This is a genomic window from Actinomadura oligospora ATCC 43269 (assembly GCF_000518265.1).
GTDB classification, from domain to species: domain Bacteria; phylum Actinomycetota; class Actinomycetes; order Streptosporangiales; family Streptosporangiaceae; genus Spirillospora; species Spirillospora oligospora.
On record NZ_KI912411.1, the window covers coordinates 693,648 to 710,544 of the forward strand.

A 16,897-nucleotide genomic window follows, 5' to 3' on the forward strand; every position below is an offset into this window, starting at 1 on the left:
TGCCACGAACTTGTCAGAATGGTGGATGTGCGCGCCTCCCGACTCATCTCCCTGGTCCTGCTGCTCCAGTCGCGCGGCGAGATGACCGCCGCGGATCTGGCGGCCGAGCTGGAGGTGTCCGAGCGGACGGTGTACCGGGACGTCGAGGCGCTGTCGGCCGCCGGGGTGCCGGTGTACGCCGACCGGGGGCCGGGCGGCGGGTACCGGCTCGTCGGCGGGTACCGCACGCGCCTGACCGGGCTGACCCGCGAGGAGGCGGAGGCGCTGTTCCTCGCGGGCCTGCGCGGCCCGGCCGGGGACATGGGCCTGGCGGACGCGGTCGCCACGGCCGAGCTGAAGGTCCGGGCGGCGCTCCCGCCGGTCCTCCAGGACGCGCCGCTCCGCGCGGGCCAGCGTTTCCACCTGGACGCGCCGGGCTGGTTCGGCGACGGGAGGCCGCCCGCGCCGCTGCGCGCCCTGGCCCGCGCGGTCTGGACGGACGAGCGCGTCGAGATCCGGTACCGCCGCGAGGACGAGGTCGTCCGGACGGTCGAGCCGTACGGGCTGGTCCTGAAGAACGGCGGCTGGTACCTGGTCGCGCGGATCGGGGACGGCCACCGGACCTACCGGGTCGACCGGATCACCGGCGTCCGGCCGCTGGGCGGGCACTTCGCCCGGGACGAGGCGTTCGACCTGGCCGGGTTCTGGCGGGAGAACACGGCCGCGTTCCTGCACGGGATGCTGCGCGCCGAGGTGACCGTCCGGCTGAGCCCGGGCGGGCTGCGGTCGCTGAGGTTCCATCTCGAGGCGGAGGCCGTCGCGCGGGCACACGAGGCGGGCGAGAAGCCCGACGCGGACGGCTGGGTCACGGCCGTCCTGCCGGTCGAGTCGGTGGACGTGGCGTTCACCCAGCTCCTGGGCCTCGGCCCCGACGTCGAGGTGCTCGAACCGGCGGAGCTGCGCGCCCGGATGGCCGAGGCCGCCGAGCGCGCGGCGGCCCTCTACCGGTAGTCCTCGGGGTTCCCCGGGGTTCCGCCGTCCCTCATCCGCAGGATGTACGGCCACACGTTCGGCTGGCTGCCGTCCACGTCGGTGAAGCCGTACTCCCGGGCCAGGAAGCCGCTGTCCAGCGACCGCCCGTTCCAGCGCTCCTTGTCCGGGTCGGCGGCGACGGAGGCGACGGCCCGTCCGACGAGGGCGGGCGTCTCGGAGACGGCGAAGGCGGGGACCTTCTCGGCCGCGTCCCGCCAGGTGTCCTCGGTGACGCCGAAGTTCTCCAGCATCGCCTCGGAGCGCAGGAAGCCGGGCGTGATCGCCACGGCCGTCCCGCCCAGCGGGCCGATCTCGTGCGCCTGCGCGGTGGCGAGCCGGAGGACCGACCACTTGGCCAGGTCGTAGAACGGCCCGCACTCCGCCCGGTAGACGGCGTTGAAGTCGGCCGTGCCGTCGGTGATCTCGACGACCAGGCCGCCGGGGTTCCGGGTGAGCAGCGGCAGCGCGAAGTGGCTGGTGATCATGTGGGTGTCGACGGCGAGCCGCAGCAGGCGCAGCCCGTCGTCCAGGTTCTGCTCCCACATCCGCTTGCCGAACTCGTAGAGGTGGTCGCCGCCCCACACGTCGTTGACCAGGACGTCCAGCCGTCCCCGCTCGGCGTCGATCCGCTTCACCAGGGCCTCGACCCGAGCGGGGTCGAGGTGGTCGACCTTGACGGGGATGCCCTCGCCGCCCGCCGCGGTGACGCGCTCGGCGGTCTCCTCGATCGTCTCCGGACGGCCCATCTCGGACCGTCCGGAGCGGGTCGTCCGGCCCGTCACGTAGACGGTCGCGCCCAGCGCGCCGAGCTCGGTCGCGATGCCGCGGCCCGCGCCGCGCGTCCCGCCCGCGACCAGGGCGGTCTTTCCTGCCAGGGTGTTCGTCGTCGTCATGGGTCCCACGCTGGCAGGAAAGACTGACAGCCTTCGTCAGGAATTCCGGGCCAACCGCAAAGCGTTCGCCACGATCCGGTGCCCGGCCCGGCCCTGCGCGGTCAGGATCGACTCGGGGTGGAACTGGACGGCCCAGCGCCGCCGCTCGGCGTCCTCGACGGCCATGACCACGTCCCCGAGCAGCGCCGTCACCTGGAAGCCGCCCTTCACCCGGTCCGGCGTGGCGTGCAGGGAGTGGTAGCGGGCGGCGGTGAACGTGCCGGGCAGCCCGTCGAACAGCTTCCCGCCGGTCACCTCCACGCCGCCCGGCTTGCCGTGCGCGGGCTCGGGCAGCAGCGCCAGCTCGCCGCCCGCGTGCTCGACCATCGCCTGCAGGCCGAGGCACACGCCGAACACGGGCAGGCGGCGCGCGTCGATCTCGTCCAGCAGCGCCGAGGTCGCGAAGTCCGCCGGACGGCCCGGACCGGGCGACAGCACCACCAGGTCGGGCTCGTGCTCGTCCAGCAGCTCCACGGGGAAGCCGTGCCGCAGCGTCACCACGTCCGCGCCCTGCTGCCGGAAGTAGTCGGCGAGGGTGTTGACGAACGAGTCCTCATGGTCGACGAGCAGCACCTTCATGCCCTCGCCCGCCCCCTCCGGCTCGTCCGCGCGGGCGGAGCCCACCTGGGCGCCCGCCCCCTCGGAGGCGGCCAGCGCGCGCAGCAGCGCGCTCGCCTTCAGGTGCGTCTCGCGCTCCTCCTCGTCCGGGTCCGAGTCGTACAGCAGGGTCGCGCCCGCCCGGACGGTCGCGACGCCGTCCCGGATCTGCGCGGTGCGCAGCGTGAGGCCGGTGTTCATCGACCCGTCGAAGCCGACGAACCCGACCGCGCCGCCGTACCAGCGGCGCGGCGCGTCCTCGTGGTCCTCGATGAACTGCATCGCCCACGTCTTCGGAGCGCCCGTCACCGTCACCGCCCACATGTGGGTGAGGAACGCGTCCAGCGCGTCGAAGCCGGGCCGCAGCCGCCCCTCGATGTGGTCCACGGTGTGGATCAGCCGCGAGTACAGCTCGATCTGCCGCCGCCCGAGCACCCTGACGCTGCCCGGCACGCAGATCCGCGACTTGTCGTTGCGGTCCACGTCGGTGCACATCGTCAGCTCCGACTCGTCCTTGGCGGACGCCAGGATCGTGCGGATCTGCTCGGCGTCCTCCAGGGCGTCCTCGCCGCGCCGGATCGTCCCGGCGATCGGGCAGGTCTCGACCCGGTCGCCGCCCACCCGGACGAACATCTCCGGGGACGCGCCGACCAGGAACTCGCCGTCCCCGAGGTTGAACATGAACTCGTACGGCGCGGGGTTGGTCTCGCGGAGCCGCTCGAAGAACGCCGCCGGGTCCGTGCAGCGGCCGTGCATGGCGTGGCCGGGCGTGACCTCGAACAGGTCGCCCCGGACGAACTTGTCCTTGGCGTCCCGCACCATCTGCGCGTACACGCCGGGGACGGGCTGCGGCGGCAGCTCGACGGCGTCCCGCACGGGCGTCGCCCCGGTCACGCGGGGGAGCCCGTCGGTGGACGCGCCGTCCACGGTGAACTCGTACGACAGGCGGTGGGACGTCTCGCGCTTGCGGTCCACGACGACCATCTCGTCGGCCAGGTGCAGGACCAGGTCGCGCTGGTCGTCCGGCCGCTCCAGGCGGGTGCGCAGCGGCTCGAACTGGAGCGACAGGTCGTAGCCGAACGCCCCGTACAGGCCGAGGTGCGGGTCGTCGCAGCGGAACAGGTCGACGACCGCGCGCAGGGCGGTGAACACGGTCGGCTGGCGGCTGCGCTGCTCCTCGGTGAAGAACTCGCCGGTCGGCGGGACGAACACCTCGACCAGGCCGCCGGTGCGGACGCGGGTCTCACCCGTCCCGGCCACGGCGGACGCGACGGCGGGCAGCAACACCCTGCCGCGGTCGTTCAGCGCCCGGGCGGTGACCGTCCGGCCGCGCGCGACGATCTCCAGGCACGGGTCGACGTAGGCCATGTGCCAGCGGCTGTAGCGGCCCGGATACTCCATGCCGGAGCTGAGCACGCCGCCGCGCCGCTCCCCCACGGCGGCGACGAGCGCGTTGAGCACGTCGGACTTGCGCTCGGGGTCGACCGGGGCGGCCACACGCCGCACCCGCACTCCCCCGGCGGTCTCGAACTCGCTGGTCAGCGGCTTCTGCTGGACGGTCTCCACCGCGGTGGCCCCTCGTCTGATCAAGGCCCCGCCACCGGTGGACACGCGAAAGGCGACCGCCGGTGAGGGGCGATCGCCTGGTCGTCGAACGTGCGAATAACCGGCGCCGCCTCAGCGGCGCCGCCACCACTGGCGGTGGGTGTCGGTTCGCATGCGCAGAGCGTACCCGCTCGCGCGCCGCGACCGCCACGCCACGCCCCGGAACACGCCGGTCACCTCTCCGGCAGACCGCCGGGCCCCGGCGGATCGGGCACCGAACGGGGTTCTGCCCGGCCGCCGTTCCTGACAGGATGGACGAAAGGGATCACTTACCGAGACTGCGGGGAGGACGCCATGACCCCCACCGGGACCGGCCGCACCAACACCGAGTTCGAGCTGCGCGGGGTGAACCACCTGGCGCTGGTGTGCCGCGACATGAAGCGGACCGTGGACTTCTACCAGGGCGTTCTCGGGATGCCGCTGATCAAGACGATCGAGCTGCCGCTCGGCTGGGGCCAGCACTTCTTCTTCGACTGCGGCGGCGGGAACGCGCTGGCGTTCTTCTGGTTCCCCGACGCCCCCGAGCCGGTGCCCGGCGTGTCCGCGCCCAAGGACCTGCCCGACCGGGGCGAGCTGCTGTCGGCGGTCGGCTCGATGAACCACATCGCCTTCGACGTCCCTCCGGAGCGGATCGAGGAGTACCGGGACCGGCTGGTCGCCAAGGGCGTCGACGTCGGCGTCCTGCTCAACCACGACGACAGCGAGTTCGGCGTCGCCAGGGACGTCCACGAGGGCGTCTTCGTCCGCTCGATCTACTTCAGGGACCCGGACGGCGTCCTGGTCGAGTTCGCCTGCTGGCTGCGCGAGCTGGACCGTCCCGAGGACGTCCGGCACGAGCCGAAGACCGCCGCCGACCGCACCGCCTGACCTCACCGCCCTCTCCCCCGTCCCCGCGCCGAAGGAGCAGCCCGATGCCCCGACTCCGCCAGGTCCCCCGCGCCGAGCTCCAGGAAAGGGGCGACGCGCTGGCCCTCTTCTTCTACGACCGGCTCTTCGGCGAGGACGCCGACCCCACCGAGGGCCGGGGGACGGCGACCGGGTCGCCCGGGGACTGGTGGACGACGTTCGCCCTCGACCAGGCGATCTTCAAGCACTGCGTCAAGGGCTTCCAGGTCTACCGGGGCGTCCGGCTGGACCCGCTCCTGCGCGAGCTCGGGCAGACGCGGGCCGGGTGGGCGCGCGGGAGCCAGTTCGTGTTCTCGCAGCACTGCAAGCAGATGCGGGCGCTCGGCGTGCCGGACGAGAAGGTCCGCGCGGTCGCCTACTGGGAGGTGTCCGAGCAGTTCGACGAGCTGGAGCGGGCCGTCCTGGCCTACGCGGACGCGCTCGTCCTCAACGGCGGACGCGTCCACGACGAGGTGTTCGCGACCCTGAAGAAGCACCTCCCGGACGAGCAGATCCTCGAGCTGACCTACGTGACCTGCCTGTACGAGATGCACGCGACCATGGCGCGGGCGCTGCGCGTCGAGTTCGACGACCGGGACGACCCGATCGTCGAGGTGCCCGCCCCGGACGGCTACGGCACCCGCGACATCGCCGACGACATCACGGGCGGATGATCTTCCCCGCCCGGAGATCCGCTCTGAGCTGGCGTTTCACATGCTGGACCGCTCCACGGAGTCGTGGCGCGTCCGAGACCTGACCGTAATCGGACAAGCACTAGGCTTCCCGCCACCCACCCCAGGTCAGGAGCTGTCTCACATTCTGGACAGTCCCGATCGGCCGTCATGCGTCACGTGCGCGAGGAGGACCCCTTGTCCCCGCAGGACCCACCCCCCGAGCAGCCGTCGGTGGCCGCGCCCGCGCCCACCCGGCGCCGCTCGGACCACCACCCGGTCAACTGGCTGCTGGTCGTCCCGATCGTCGTCCCCCTGCTGACCCTGCTGTTCAACAACGACGGACCCCGGATCGGCGGGTTCCCGGCGTTCTACTGGATGCAGTTCGCCTTCATCCCGCTCGGCGTGCTCTGCACGGCGATCGTCTACCAGGTCACCAAGCGCCGGAAGGGGGATGACCGGTGAAGGACCACATGACAGAGTTCATCGTCTTCGCCGTCCTGTTCGTGCTGGTCAGCGGCATGGGCTTCGTGGCGGCGCGGTGGCGGCGGCCGGAGACCATGGACAGCCTGGACGAGTGGGGCCTCGGCGGCCGCTCGTTCGGCAGCTGGATCACCTGGTTCCTCATCGGCGGCGACCTCTACACCGCCTACACCTTCGTGGCCGTCCCGGCGCTGGTGTTCGGCGCGGGCGCGGCGGGCTTCTACGCCGTGCCCTACACGATCGTGGTGTACCCGCTGGTGTTCCTGGTCCTGATCCGGCTCTGGTCGGTGTCGCACCGGCACGGGTTCGTGACCCCGGCCGACTTCGTCCGGGCCCGGTTCGGCTCCCCCACGCTCGCGGCCGTCATCGCGGTCACCGGCATCGTCGCGACGATGCCCTACATCGCGCTGCAGCTGGTCGGCATCGAGTCGGTGCTGAAGGCGATGGGCGTGAACGGGCACTGGCCGATCCTGATCGCGTTCGCGATCCTGGCGGCCTACACCTACCAGTCGGGGCTGCGCGCCCCGGCGCTGATCGCCTTCGTCAAGGACGCGCTGATCTACATCGTGATCATCGCGGCGGTCCTCTACATCCCGTCCAAGGTCGGCGGCTGGGGGAACATCTTCGACACGGCGCAGGCCAAGTTCGCCAAGTCGCCCGCGCCGAGCGACGGCATCCTGCTGGACGGCACGAACCAGCTGAACTACGCGATGCTCGCGCTCGGCTCGGCGCTGGCCCTGTTCCTCTACCCGCACAGCATCACCGGCGTCCTGGCCAGCAAGAACCGGGACGTGATCAAGCGGAACATGGCGGCGCTGCCCGCCTACAGCTTCGTGCTCGGGCTGATCGCGCTGCTCGGCTACATGGCGATCGCAGGAGGCGTGAAGCCCCTGACGAGCGGTGGCAAGCCGGACACCAACACGGTCGTCCCGGTGCTGTTCGACAAGATGTTCCCGGACTGGTTCGCGGGCGTGGCGTTCGCGGCGGTCGGGATCGGCGCGCTGGTCCCGGCGGCGATCATGTCGATCGCGGCGGCGAACCTGTTCACCCGCAACATCTACAAGGAGTTCTGGCGCAAGGACGCGACCGACAAGGAGGAGGCGGTCGTCTCCAAGCTGGTCTCGCTGGTCGTCAAGGTCGGCGCGGTCGTCTGCATCCTGGCGCTGGACCCCGAGTTCTCCATCGACCTGCAGCTGATCGGCGGCGTCATCATCCTGCAGACGCTCCCGTCGGTCGGCCTCGGCCTGGTGACCAACTGGTTCCACCGGGGCGGGCTGATCGCGGGCTGGCTCGCCGGCATGGCGGCCGGCCTGTGGATGCTGTACGAGATCCCGAACGTGGCCAAGGGCAAGGAGCACTTCGGCGGCTCGGCCTACAAGCTGAGCGACCTCGGCCTGGACACCAAGATGACGGTGTACGTCGGCATCCTGGCGCTGCTGGTGAACCTGGTCGTGGCGGTCGCGGTCTCGCTGGTCCTGAAGCTCTCGGGCCTGAAGGACGGCGAGGACGTCACCACGCCGGACGACTACACCGCCGACGAGGGCGACCCGAAGGTCCGCGACCTGGAGATCGCCTCCAGCACGTGACCCTCACGCCCCGGTCCGTCACGTGACCGCGCGATCGCCGACCACGCGATCGGTGACCGCGCGACCGCGTGATCACGTGACCGCAGGAACCCGGCCCGACCCTCGCTCCCGGGGGCCGGGCCGTTTCCTTGCCCGCAGGCGGCCCCTCCCGGGGCTAGTCGCCCGCGTAGCGCGGATTGGCGACGGCCAGCTTGTCGCGGACCATGGCGGTCAGCGCGTCCCTGACCTCGGCGTGGCGGTCGTCGAGGTCGCCGTCGCGGATGGCGGCGGCGAGCGCGGCGTCGTCGGGGAACCCCAGGTCGCGCAGGCGGGCGCGGTGGCGTTCGGCGTGCTCGGGGCCGAGTTCCAGTTCGCGTTCGACGACGCCGAGGATGTTGATCGCGACGAGGGCGTGGAACCGGGTGCGGCCGTCCAGCCCGCCGAGGACGTCCCGCTCCAGGAACTCGCGGACGGCCGCGACCAGCTCGCCGGGCCCGGGGACATCGTGCGGCAGGGGCATCGCGCGTCTCCTCCTTCTGGGACAGAATGCGATTCTAGGAGGTGGTCGGATGAGCTTCGAGGTTCCCGCGTCGGTGCGTCCCGTCCGCGACGCCGTGCACGCCTTCATGACCGAACGGGTCGAGCCCGCCGAGCCGGTGCTGCGGCGCGGCGGCGACGAGGCCCGGGGGACGCTGGCCCGGCTCCAGCGCGAGGCCAAGGCCGAGGGGCTGTGGGCGCTCGGGCATCCCCGGGAGCTCGGCGGGGGCGGGCTGCCGTTCCTCGACTACGTGTACGTCAACGAGGTGCAGGGACGCAGCGAGTACGGCCAGGTCGCGCTCGGCACGTTCACGCTCCAGGACTCGCTGATGCTGCACCGGCACGCCAGCGCGGCCCAGCGGGAGCGGTTCCTGAAGCCGCTGGTGCAGGCCGAGATCTTCCCGAGCTTCGCGATGACCGAGCCGGGCGTATCGGGCTCGGACCCGACCCAGATCACCACGTCGGCGACGCTGGAGGACGGCGCGTGGGTGATCCGGGGCCGCAAGTGGTTCACCACGTTCGCCGACCGCGCCGCCTACACGACCGTCATGTGCCGCACCGAGCCGGACGCGCCGCCGCACCGCGCGTTCAGCATGATCCTCGTCCCGACGGACACGCCGGGGTACACGATCGTCCGCGACACCCCCGTCCTCGGCCTCTCCGGCGGGCACTGCGAGGTGCTGTACGACGACGTCCGGGTGCCGCGCGAGAACCTGCTGGGCGAGCGGGGGCACGGGTTCGTCATCGCCCAGGAAAGGCTCGGGCCGGGACGGATCTTCCACTGCATGCGCTTCCTCGGGCAGGCGCAGCGCGCGTTCGACCTGATGTGCGAGCGGCTGAACTCGCGGACGGCGTTCGGCGGCCCCCTCGCCGGGAAGCAGCTGATGCAGCAGCACGTGTTCGACTCCTACGCCGAGATCCAGGCGGCGCGGCTGCTGACCCTGCACGCCGCGCAGCGCGTCGACCAGGGCGACCAGGCGCGGGTCGAGATCGGCGCGGTCAAGGTGGTCGCGGCGCGGATGCTGAACGCGGTCCTCGACCGGGCGATCCAGGTGCACGGCGCGCAGGGCCTCACCCCCGACACCCCGCTGGACGAGATGTACCGGCACGCCCGCGCGGGACGCGTCTTCGACGGCCCGGACGAGGTGCACGTCACGACCACGGCCCGGCGGCTGCTCCGCGAGTACGCCGACGGCCGCGGCTGGGACTTCGCCCTTCGCTGACCCCTGGACGGCCGTCCGCCGGGGCCGGTGGGGCGAGGTCAACCTCAGGGGGCTGTCCGGTTGCGGACGGCGGGCCCGGCCTGCGGGTTCCGGGCTGGCCGGATCAGGGCGCGGGGAGATCGCCGGGGCCCGACAAATAGACAGGTTACTTTCCTGTTCATGTCGCAGCCAGCCCTGAGAAGACCGCCCCGGACGGCGGTGCTCGTCCCGGTCGCCGCGTTGACGGCCGCCGGGGCGGCGGTGCTCGCGCCCGCGCCCGCGTCCGCCGCCTGCCATCCGGATCCGCGTGCGCTCCAGATGACGTTCCAGCCGGTCGACCACACGGTCACCGACGCCGTCTACTTCCGTGCCCGGCTCACGCTGGACGACCGTGACCGCCGCTGCGGGCTCGGGTCGTCCGGGTGGGCCATGTACTTCACCTCCGTCCGGCAGCCCGCGGCCGTGCTGTCGGGGACGCCCGGCGACATCGGCCGCAAGCAGCTCGCCGACCAGGGAATCACCGTCGCGCGCGCCGACAAAGCGCAGAGCGGCGACTTCTACGTCCTGAAGCCGACCGCGGCGTTCACGCCGGTCAAGCCCGGTGAGCGCCGCCAGATCGACGTCAACATGGAGCTGTGGTCGCTCCTGAAGACCGACGCCCCGGCCGGGTGGAGCATCTCCTACGACGGCGGCGCGCCGCACTGGATGCCCGCCAAGGCCCTGCTCGACCCGACCGACCCGAAGCAGACCAAGGCGTTCAGCGGCGACAACCGTCCGGTGCAGGACGCCGCACGCCGGTACGCCGACAACACCGAGACCAAGGTGTCGCTGACGCTGAAGCAGCGCATCCTGCCGCAGCCGCTGTCGGCGACGGCGTCCGGCGGGACGGTCTCCCTCGGCGGCGGCTCGGACGTCCGCGCGCCGGGGAACCTGCGCGGCGAGGCCGGGTACCTGCGGTCGGCGCTCGGCGACGTCACCCCGGCGAAGGGCGCGCCGATCACCCTGCGCACCGATCCCACGCTGGACGTCGACCACGACGGCAAGCCGGACGCGGAGGGCTACACGCTCACCTCCGGCGCGTCCGGGGTGGAGATCGTCGGGACGGACGCGCCCGGGGTCCTGCACGGGATCCAGACGCTGCGGCAGATCGTCCCGGCGAAGGCCTACCAGGACGCGGCGGCCGGGCACGCGGGCGGCGCGGTCCAGGTGCCGCGCGCGGCGATCGCGGACGCGCCCCTGTTCCCCTACCGCGGCATGGCCATCGACGTGGCCCGCCACTTCGAGAGCGGCCAGACCGTCCAGAAGTTCCTGGACCTGATGTCGTTCACGAAGCTGAACAAGCTGCACCTGCGCCTCACCGACGACGAGGGCTGGCGGATCCAGATCCCGGGCCTGCCGGAGCTGACCGGCTTCGGCGCGCGCCGCGCGTTCGACCCGGACGAGACCAACGCGCTGCACGAGGGCATGGGCTCGGTGAACGACCTCGGCGGCGGCGACGGGATCGAGGGCAAGGCCCGGAACCAGACGCAGGCGAACCTCGGCCGTCCCCCGGCCTACCAGGGGTTCGAGCCGGACGTGCTGAACTTCGTCGGCAAGGGCAGCGGCTACTACTCGGTCGCCGAGTTCCAGACGATCCTGCGGTACGCCAAGGCCCGGCACATCGAGGTGATCCCCGAGTTCGACTTCCCCGCGCACGCGCGGGCGGCCGTCCAGGCGATGGAGCGCCGCTACAAGGACTCCGGCGACGCGACGTACCGGATGCTCGATCCGGGCGACACGTCCCACCACGTCAGCGTGCAGGGCTACACCGACAACATGGCGAACCCGTGCGTGTCCGGCACCTACCGGTTCCTCAGCAAGGTCGTCGGCGAGGTCAAGAAGATCTACGCGGGGGCGGGCGCGCCGCTCGGCCGCATCAGCCTCGGCGGGGACGAGCCGCCCGGCGCGCCCGACGCCTGGTGGTCCGGCTCACCCGCGTGCAAGAACAACCCCGAGACCGCGGGCAAGGACGGGAACGCGCTGAAGAACCTGTTCTTCGGCAAGTGGAACGACATCGCGCGGACCGCCGCTCCGGAGACGTCCGGCTGGGAGGACATCACCGACCCGACCACGTCCTTCCGCCTCAAGGGCTTCACGCCGCTGCCGTGGCAGAACGTGTGGGGCTGGGGACGCGAGGACTGGGCCTACCGGTTCGCGAACCAGGGCACGCCGGTGATCCTGGCGCACGCCACGAACCTGTACATGGACCTCGCCTACAACAAGGACCCGGACGAACCCGGCTACTACTGGGCCGAGTACGTGGACGAGAAGTCGACCTTCACCTACCAGCCGTTCGACGTGTACGCGAACGCGACCGAGGACCGCTGGGGCAACCCGCTCACGCCGAACCCCTCCTGGACCAGGCTGACCCCCGAGGGCCGCAAGAACATCCTCGGCCTCGAGGCGCAGATGTTCGGCGAGAACGGCATGACCCCGCAGCTGCGCGAGTACCAGGCGTTCCCGAAGCTGCTCGGCGCGGCCGAGCGGGCGTGGAACCGGGACACCCCGACGTCCGCGCGGATGCCCGCCGCGTGGAACGTCTTCACCAACACGCTCGGGCAGGTCACCTTCCCGCTGCTGTCGTCGTACCGTCCGGTCGGGCTCCCGGGCGCCGGGGTGAACTACCGGATCCCGCTGCCCGGTGGGAAGATCGACGGCGGGACGCTCAGCGCCAACGTCCGCGATCCGGGCCTGGCGATCGAGTACTCCACCGACGGCGTCCGGTGGACGGGGTACTCGGGGCCCGTCCGGGTCGGCGCGTCCGCGCTCACCCGCACGCGCGTGGTGGACGGCCGGACGAGCCGGATCTCCCCGGTGGACGTGCCGGGGTGGAAGTCCGGCGACTCCTACGGGCAGGGCGCGCTGGTCACCTACCAGGGTGAGCTGTTCCGGGCGCTCCGTCCGGGCTCCGGCCAGGCCCCGGACGTCTCCCCCGCCTCCTGGCGGCTGATCCAGTAGCCAGGGCTGGTCCAGCGGTCATGGAAGTGCCCCGGCCGGTCATGCCGGTCGGGGCACTCGGCAAAGAAACGGTTGGTCCCCCCTTGTGACACGCGCGTGCCGGGAAGACCGGGACGTGAGCGGAGAATCACTCCATGTCACCGCATGTTCAGGGGGAACCGTGCGCATTGTGACCGCCCGCCACACCGTCATGCTCGCCTGTGCCGCGCTCGGCGGCGGCGTGACGCTGTCCGGCGGGACCGCCCGGGCCGACGGCCTGGACGTGTCGCCGAGCGTCGTCCGGCCGGGCCAGTCGATCACCGTGTCCGGCGGCTGCCAGCCCACCGACCGCCACGTCAACATCACCGGCTCGGCACGCGGCCGGGGCGTCGTGAACGACGGCTGGTTCAGCGTCTCGGCCACGCCTACCAAGGACCGGGCCGGCCGCTACTCGATCATCGCCAAGTGCCTCACGTCCAACCACTCGCAGAACGGCGCGTTCCAGATCCGCGCGAGGCACCCCGATCGGGACGAGGGCCACCGGCCGCACGGCGGAGCGATGACCGGCGGCGGAGGAACACAGGAGCCGGACGTCCCATGGACCGGCTTCGGCTTCATGCTGCTCATCGGCGCGACCGCAGTCGGCGCGATCTCCCTACTACGAACCCGCACCACACGCAGACGCGCCTGACGCCATGACCGGCCGCGCCTACCTGCTCGCCGGGGCCCTCGCCGCGCTCGGCGCAGTGGCGCTCGGCCACGGCGTCCGCTCCCACCCCGACACCGCCCACTACCGCGACCTCGGCGGCCCCCGCGCCCTCTGGAACATCCCGAACGGCACGGCCCTGCCCGCCGCAACACCCGAACGCATCGAGATCCCGGACGCAGGCGTCCACGCCTCCGTAATGCCAGTCGGCCAGAACCGCGACGGAACCGTCCAGGTGCCTCCCCTGCAATCCGCCGAACGCGTCGGCTGGTACCGAGGCGGCCCCGCACCAGGAACACGCGGTGCGGCGGTCCTACTCGGCCACTACGACGACCGAAGCGGCCCAGCCGCCTTCTACAAGCTGCACAAAGTGAAACCGGGCGCAATTGTAAAGGTCAGCCGCTCCGACGGCCGAACAGCCGTATTCACCGTCGACGCCACCGAAAAAGCCCCCAAATCGAACTTCCCAGCCACCCGCGTCTACGGCACCGTCCACTACGCCGGCCTCCGCCTGATCACCTGCACCGGCCCCTACAACCCCACCCACCACTCCTACCAAGCCAACCTCATCGTCTACGCCCACCTAACCCCACCACCTAACGCCGGATGAGCCAGCCAAGGAGCCACCCGGCAGCCCTTCCCCTCTGTCGAGGAGAGAGGCCACGCTCATGAGCACAGTGGTGAATGGACGGGCGTCTGAGACCTTGCGTTTCGGTCAGCGGACGTCCACGTAGTCGGCGGCCTGGACGGGCAGGTCGAGGGTGTCGCCGGCGAAGACCGCGTGCCAGGTGCGTCCTGCTTGGCGGTGAAGGCCCTGGTAAAAGCGCCGTGGGCGTCGGTGCGGACGGTGGCCATGCCGACCCACTTCTTCGATCCACGCGCCTGGAAGTAGATCTTCACCGTGCGCTTGGCAAGTGCCTTGGCGCCGGGCGCGAGAAGCGTTCCGCGCGGTGAGTCGGCGTCCCTTCCGCACCGGGTCAGGTTGGCGGACAGCCGCAACGTCCTGGCGTACCGGACGTCCAGGTGCAGGTCAGCTAGTGATCGTGGCGTCCCAAACAGCTGAGCGTGCTCGTGTCGTATTGGTGGGCACCGCCCGTCAACGCCTGCAGGAGGCCGCGTGGGATGGGGCGCGGACGGCGGGGTCGCCGCAGAGGAGGTCGTCTCGCGCCATCCGCCGATTCCGGTCACTCATCATCCTGGAATGACGCTCGTCCGGAAGCGTTCGGCGGTTCCGAGTCAGTGACGGCAGCGCGCGGCTTGTGGTGAAATGCCTCGCTGACTGATCTTGGAGGAAACGTGCGACGGGTGTTGTTGGTGCTCACCGCATCCCTGGTGGGGGCGGCTTCAGCGGTGGTGGTTCCGGCGGGAAGTGCCGACGCCTCAGCCTGCCGCCAGGCGGTGGGCGTCGTGGTCTCGCCGAATCCGGTCGTCGGTGGGGCGAAAGCCACTGCGAAGGTTCACCTGAAGTGCGCGGTCGGCGGCCATGGCTTGTCGCTGAAGGTGTCGGCGGCCGGGTTGGGTACGCCGCACTCGATCCGGATGCCCCGCCACGCCCACTGGGCCACCTTCAAAGTCACCACCCCCCGGGTTCGCAAGGCGGAGTCCCGCTGGCTCCAGGTCGGTTCGGGCCACCTGCGCGCGCGGACCACACTGCGGGTCCTGCCCGCCGTGAAGCCCCCGGTGCCGGGGCGGCTGTCGACCCTCACCATCGCCCCCAACCCGGTGGAAGGCGGCAACAACGCCACCGGGACCGTCACGCTGACCGGCCCCGCCCCCAGCACCGGGCTGCCGGTCCACCTGGTCAGCAGCAATCCCGCCATGGCCCAAGTGCCGCCCCAGATCACGATTGCGGCGCACCGGACGTCAGCCGACTTCACCATCGCCACAAGCGTGGTGAGACCGCTCGGCGTCACGGCCAGGAACGTGAAGGCCTCCGACGTTGTCGCGGGCATTTCCGCGTCCACCTCCGACGGGCGGAAGCTGGGCCCGGTCAGCTTGACGTTGCAGCCCCGAATGGGCTTCACCCTGACCACCAACCGCAACTACGTGCGGCCAGGCCACCCGCTGACCGGCACCGTCGTCCTCTCCCGGGCGGCGCCCACGGGCGGCACCGTCGTCTCGGTGGGGAGCAATGACCGCGAGGTCACACTCAGCACCACGTCCCTGACCATCCCCGCCGGGGCCACCTCGGGGACCTTCCAGGCGATCGCGGCCGCGCAGGCCGGGCGGCGCCAGTTCGTGATCACTGCCTCGATTCCGAGCATGACCAGCCAGAACATCCTCCAGGTGCGGGGCCCCGGCAACCTCGACGCGCTCTCAGGCACCCGCGAGCAGCTGCCCAACGGGACGTCGGTCACCGAAACCGTGTCGCTCACCGATCCCGTGGACCACGACTCGGTCGTCACCCTGACCAGTGACGACCCGAACGTGACGGTGCCGGACCGGGTCGTCGTCCCCGCCGGAAAGACCTCCGCCCCCTTCGTCCTGACGGTGGGCACGCTCACGACGGGAAAGCGGGTATGGGTGACCGCCTCGCTCGACGGAGACAGCATCCGACAGCTGTTCCGAGTCGGCCCCAACGGGTTGTCGTCCTTCACCGTCCCCGACCAGGTGACCGCGGGCCAGGGTTTCACCGGTGAGATACGGCCGGTCGCGGACGTGAGCGAGGACTCGGTCGTCACGCTGACCAGCAGCGACCCCCACCTTCTGCTCCCCGCCACCGTGACCATCTTGAAGGGCTACGAGTACGTGAACTTCACCGGCACGACGACCGGACCGCTCACCTCTCCCATCTCGGTGACCGTCACCGCCTCCTGGGCCGGAAGCACCCTCACCCGAACCATCACCCTCAACCCCTGACGAGGGGCCGAGAACGACACCCAGCCGGGGGTCCGCAACCGATACTGCCGCCACCCGATCTGCGGGTCCACCGTGCGGACCGCCTCGACGAGCCGTGGCCCGTCGGCCTCCCGCACGGTGAACCACACCCGGTGCTTGTTGAAGGCCGCGAGCCGCTCGCGTTCAGCGGGTCGCGCGGCGGTCGCGGCGGCGAGGTGGCCTCGCCGCCGTCCGGGCAGCACCACGGCGTGTCGAGGCCGAGCCGCCACAATTGCGTGATCATCGAGACCATGAGCTCGTCGGTCTCGACGTCCCGGCCTTGTGATGTCCGCCTCGTCGTGGACGGATGATGCTGCCGGAAGGTGATCACTGCCATCAGGTCATGGACGGCGTTGGCGATCAGGTCCGTTCGTCCAGGTGCGTGTTGTGCCCGGCCCGGTCGGCGGTGACCAAGGCCCCGCGTGAGGACAGCGCGGCAAGCTTGTGCTGGCCCGGCCGGCCGAGCGGTCCCAGCGTAGGTAGAACTCCTCATCACCGTCCTCGGCCTAGGGCGTGTCCGTTGGATCTTGGGGTTTGGCTGAGGTTGATCTGGGTGTCGGGGTGTGATGGCGGGTGTGATTCGTCGTCATGAGTTGACTGATGCCGCGTGGGTGCGGATTGAGCCGCTTCTGCCTGGTCATCCTCGCCAGGGTGGCCGGTGGGTCGATCATCGGACGGTGTTGAACGGGATCTTGTGGAAGTTGGCGACCGGGGCGCCGTGGCGGGACCTGCCCGAGCGGTATGGCAACTGGAAGACGGTGTATGAGCGGTATCGGCGGTGGGCTGCTGACGGGACCTTCGACTCCCTGCTGGAGCATGTTCAGGTTCATGACGACTCGGTCGGCCGGAT

At 71.2% G+C, this 16,897-nt stretch carries 16 protein-coding genes; 12 read left to right on the top strand and 4 right to left on the bottom strand.

All coding sequences use genetic code 11. From position 1 onward, the window contains the following. Window positions 1-27: 27 nt before the first annotated feature. Window positions 28-990: a helix-turn-helix transcriptional regulator gene (locus P696_RS0140055; RefSeq protein ID WP_026416724.1), complete on the top strand. Its 963-nt coding sequence runs from the start codon at window positions 28-30 to the stop codon at window positions 988-990. On the opposite strand, the gene P696_RS0140060 is transcribed toward P696_RS0140055, so the two are convergent. After that, the gene (locus P696_RS0140060) at window positions 981-1,904 is read right to left on the bottom strand and encodes an SDR family oxidoreductase (protein ID WP_026416725.1); all 924 of its coding nucleotides are present in this window, start codon (window positions 1,902-1,904) and stop codon (window positions 981-983) included. The two genes, P696_RS0140055 and P696_RS0140060, sit on opposite strands and share 10 nt — an antisense overlap. Window positions 1,905-1,940: 36 nt before the next feature. Beyond that, complete coding sequence (locus tag P696_RS0140065) at window positions 1,941-4,130, bottom strand: anthranilate synthase component I (RefSeq protein WP_425394181.1); 2,190 nt, start codon at window positions 4,128-4,130, stop codon at window positions 1,941-1,943. A gap of 309 nt (window positions 4,131-4,439) precedes the next feature. Here P696_RS0140065 and P696_RS0140070 point away from each other — a divergent pair, with 309 nt between their 5' ends. The 4 genes from P696_RS0140070 to mctP all read left to right on the top strand — a co-directional run bounded on the left by P696_RS0140070 (window position 4,440) and on the right by mctP (window position 7,770). Further along, window positions 4,440-5,012, top strand: a complete 573-nt coding sequence (locus P696_RS0140070) for a VOC family protein (RefSeq protein ID WP_026416727.1) — start codon at window positions 4,440-4,442, stop codon at window positions 5,010-5,012. A gap of 44 nt (window positions 5,013-5,056) precedes the next feature. Beyond that, on the top strand, window positions 5,057-5,704 hold the full coding sequence (locus tag P696_RS0140075; RefSeq protein WP_026416728.1) for a carboxymuconolactone decarboxylase family protein: 648 nt from the start codon (window positions 5,057-5,059) through the stop codon (window positions 5,702-5,704). A gap of 195 nt (window positions 5,705-5,899) precedes the next feature. Continuing rightward, window positions 5,900-6,166: a DUF3311 domain-containing protein gene (locus P696_RS0140080; protein WP_245627990.1), complete on the top strand. Its 267-nt coding sequence runs from the start codon at window positions 5,900-5,902 to the stop codon at window positions 6,164-6,166. An 8-nt stretch (window positions 6,167-6,174) separates the two neighbouring features. Beyond that, window positions 6,175-7,770, top strand: coding sequence for a monocarboxylate uptake permease MctP (gene mctP / locus P696_RS0140085; RefSeq protein ID WP_034489533.1), 1,596 nt, complete (start codon window positions 6,175-6,177; stop codon window positions 7,768-7,770). 154 nt (window positions 7,771-7,924) lie between these two features. On the opposite strand, the gene P696_RS0140090 is transcribed toward mctP, so the two are convergent. Beyond that, entirely contained in the window at window positions 7,925-8,269 is a 345-nt protein-coding gene (locus P696_RS0140090) for a DUF6285 domain-containing protein (protein WP_026416731.1), read from the bottom strand. 49 nt (window positions 8,270-8,318) lie between these two features. Here P696_RS0140090 and P696_RS0140095 point away from each other — a divergent pair, with 49 nt between their 5' ends. The 4 genes from P696_RS0140095 to P696_RS0140110 all read left to right on the top strand — a co-directional run bounded on the left by P696_RS0140095 (window position 8,319) and on the right by P696_RS0140110 (window position 13,780). Next, entirely contained in the window at window positions 8,319-9,509 is a 1,191-nt protein-coding gene (locus P696_RS0140095; RefSeq protein ID WP_026416732.1) for an acyl-CoA dehydrogenase family protein, read from the top strand. A gap of 159 nt (window positions 9,510-9,668) precedes the next feature. Continuing rightward, window positions 9,669-12,485: a family 20 glycosylhydrolase gene (locus P696_RS51360; RefSeq protein WP_084338921.1), complete on the top strand. Its 2,817-nt coding sequence runs from the start codon at window positions 9,669-9,671 to the stop codon at window positions 12,483-12,485. 160 nt (window positions 12,486-12,645) lie between these two features. Continuing rightward, window positions 12,646-13,155, top strand: a complete 510-nt coding sequence (locus P696_RS0140105; protein WP_026416733.1) for a hypothetical protein — start codon at window positions 12,646-12,648, stop codon at window positions 13,153-13,155. 4 nt (window positions 13,156-13,159) lie between these two features. Beyond that, the gene (locus P696_RS0140110; protein ID WP_026416734.1) at window positions 13,160-13,780 is read left to right on the top strand and encodes a class F sortase; all 621 of its coding nucleotides are present in this window, start codon (window positions 13,160-13,162) and stop codon (window positions 13,778-13,780) included. Between the two features lie 105 nt (window positions 13,781-13,885). Here the strand turns inward: P696_RS0140110 and P696_RS56690 are convergent, their stop codons facing one another. After that, on the bottom strand, window positions 13,886-14,035 hold the full coding sequence (locus tag P696_RS56690; protein WP_157430214.1) for a hypothetical protein: 150 nt from the start codon (window positions 14,033-14,035) through the stop codon (window positions 13,886-13,888). A gap of 650 nt (window positions 14,036-14,685) precedes the next feature. Here P696_RS56690 and P696_RS56695 point away from each other — a divergent pair. From P696_RS56695 to P696_RS55385, 3 genes are all read left to right on the top strand, one after another. Then, window positions 14,686-16,029, top strand: coding sequence for a hypothetical protein (locus P696_RS56695; RefSeq protein WP_157430215.1), 1,344 nt, complete (start codon window positions 14,686-14,688; stop codon window positions 16,027-16,029). Between the two features lie 131 nt (window positions 16,030-16,160). After that, window positions 16,161-16,358, top strand: coding sequence for a hypothetical protein (locus tag P696_RS56700; protein WP_157430216.1), 198 nt, complete (start codon window positions 16,161-16,163; stop codon window positions 16,356-16,358). Window positions 16,359-16,613: 255 nt separating this feature from the next. Beyond that, window positions 16,614-16,897: IS5 family transposase (locus P696_RS55385; protein WP_425394182.1), on the top strand; the 284-nt coding region annotated here is incomplete at its 3' end.

What these genes read in the sequence shown, in the direction of transcription:
- P696_RS0140060 (WP_026416725.1), bottom strand. Translation starts at nt 1,904, where the DNA reads ATGACGACGACGAACACCCTGGCAGGAAAGACCGCCCTGGTCGCGGGC.
- P696_RS0140070 (WP_026416727.1), top strand. Translation starts at nt 4,440, where the DNA reads ATGACCCCCACCGGGACCGGCCGCACCAACACCGAGTTCGAGCTGCGC.
- P696_RS0140075 (WP_026416728.1), top strand. Translation starts at nt 5,057, where the DNA reads ATGCCCCGACTCCGCCAGGTCCCCCGCGCCGAGCTCCAGGAAAGGGGC.
- mctP (WP_034489533.1), top strand. Translation starts at nt 6,175, where the DNA reads ATGACAGAGTTCATCGTCTTCGCCGTCCTGTTCGTGCTGGTCAGCGGC.
- P696_RS0140090 (WP_026416731.1), bottom strand. Translation starts at nt 8,269, where the DNA reads ATGCCCCTGCCGCACGATGTCCCCGGGCCCGGCGAGCTGGTCGCGGCC.
- P696_RS0140095 (WP_026416732.1), top strand. Translation starts at nt 8,319, where the DNA reads ATGAGCTTCGAGGTTCCCGCGTCGGTGCGTCCCGTCCGCGACGCCGTG.
- P696_RS51360 (WP_084338921.1), top strand. Translation starts at nt 9,669, where the DNA reads ATGTCGCAGCCAGCCCTGAGAAGACCGCCCCGGACGGCGGTGCTCGTC.
- P696_RS0140110 (WP_026416734.1), top strand. Translation starts at nt 13,160, where the DNA reads ATGACCGGCCGCGCCTACCTGCTCGCCGGGGCCCTCGCCGCGCTCGGC.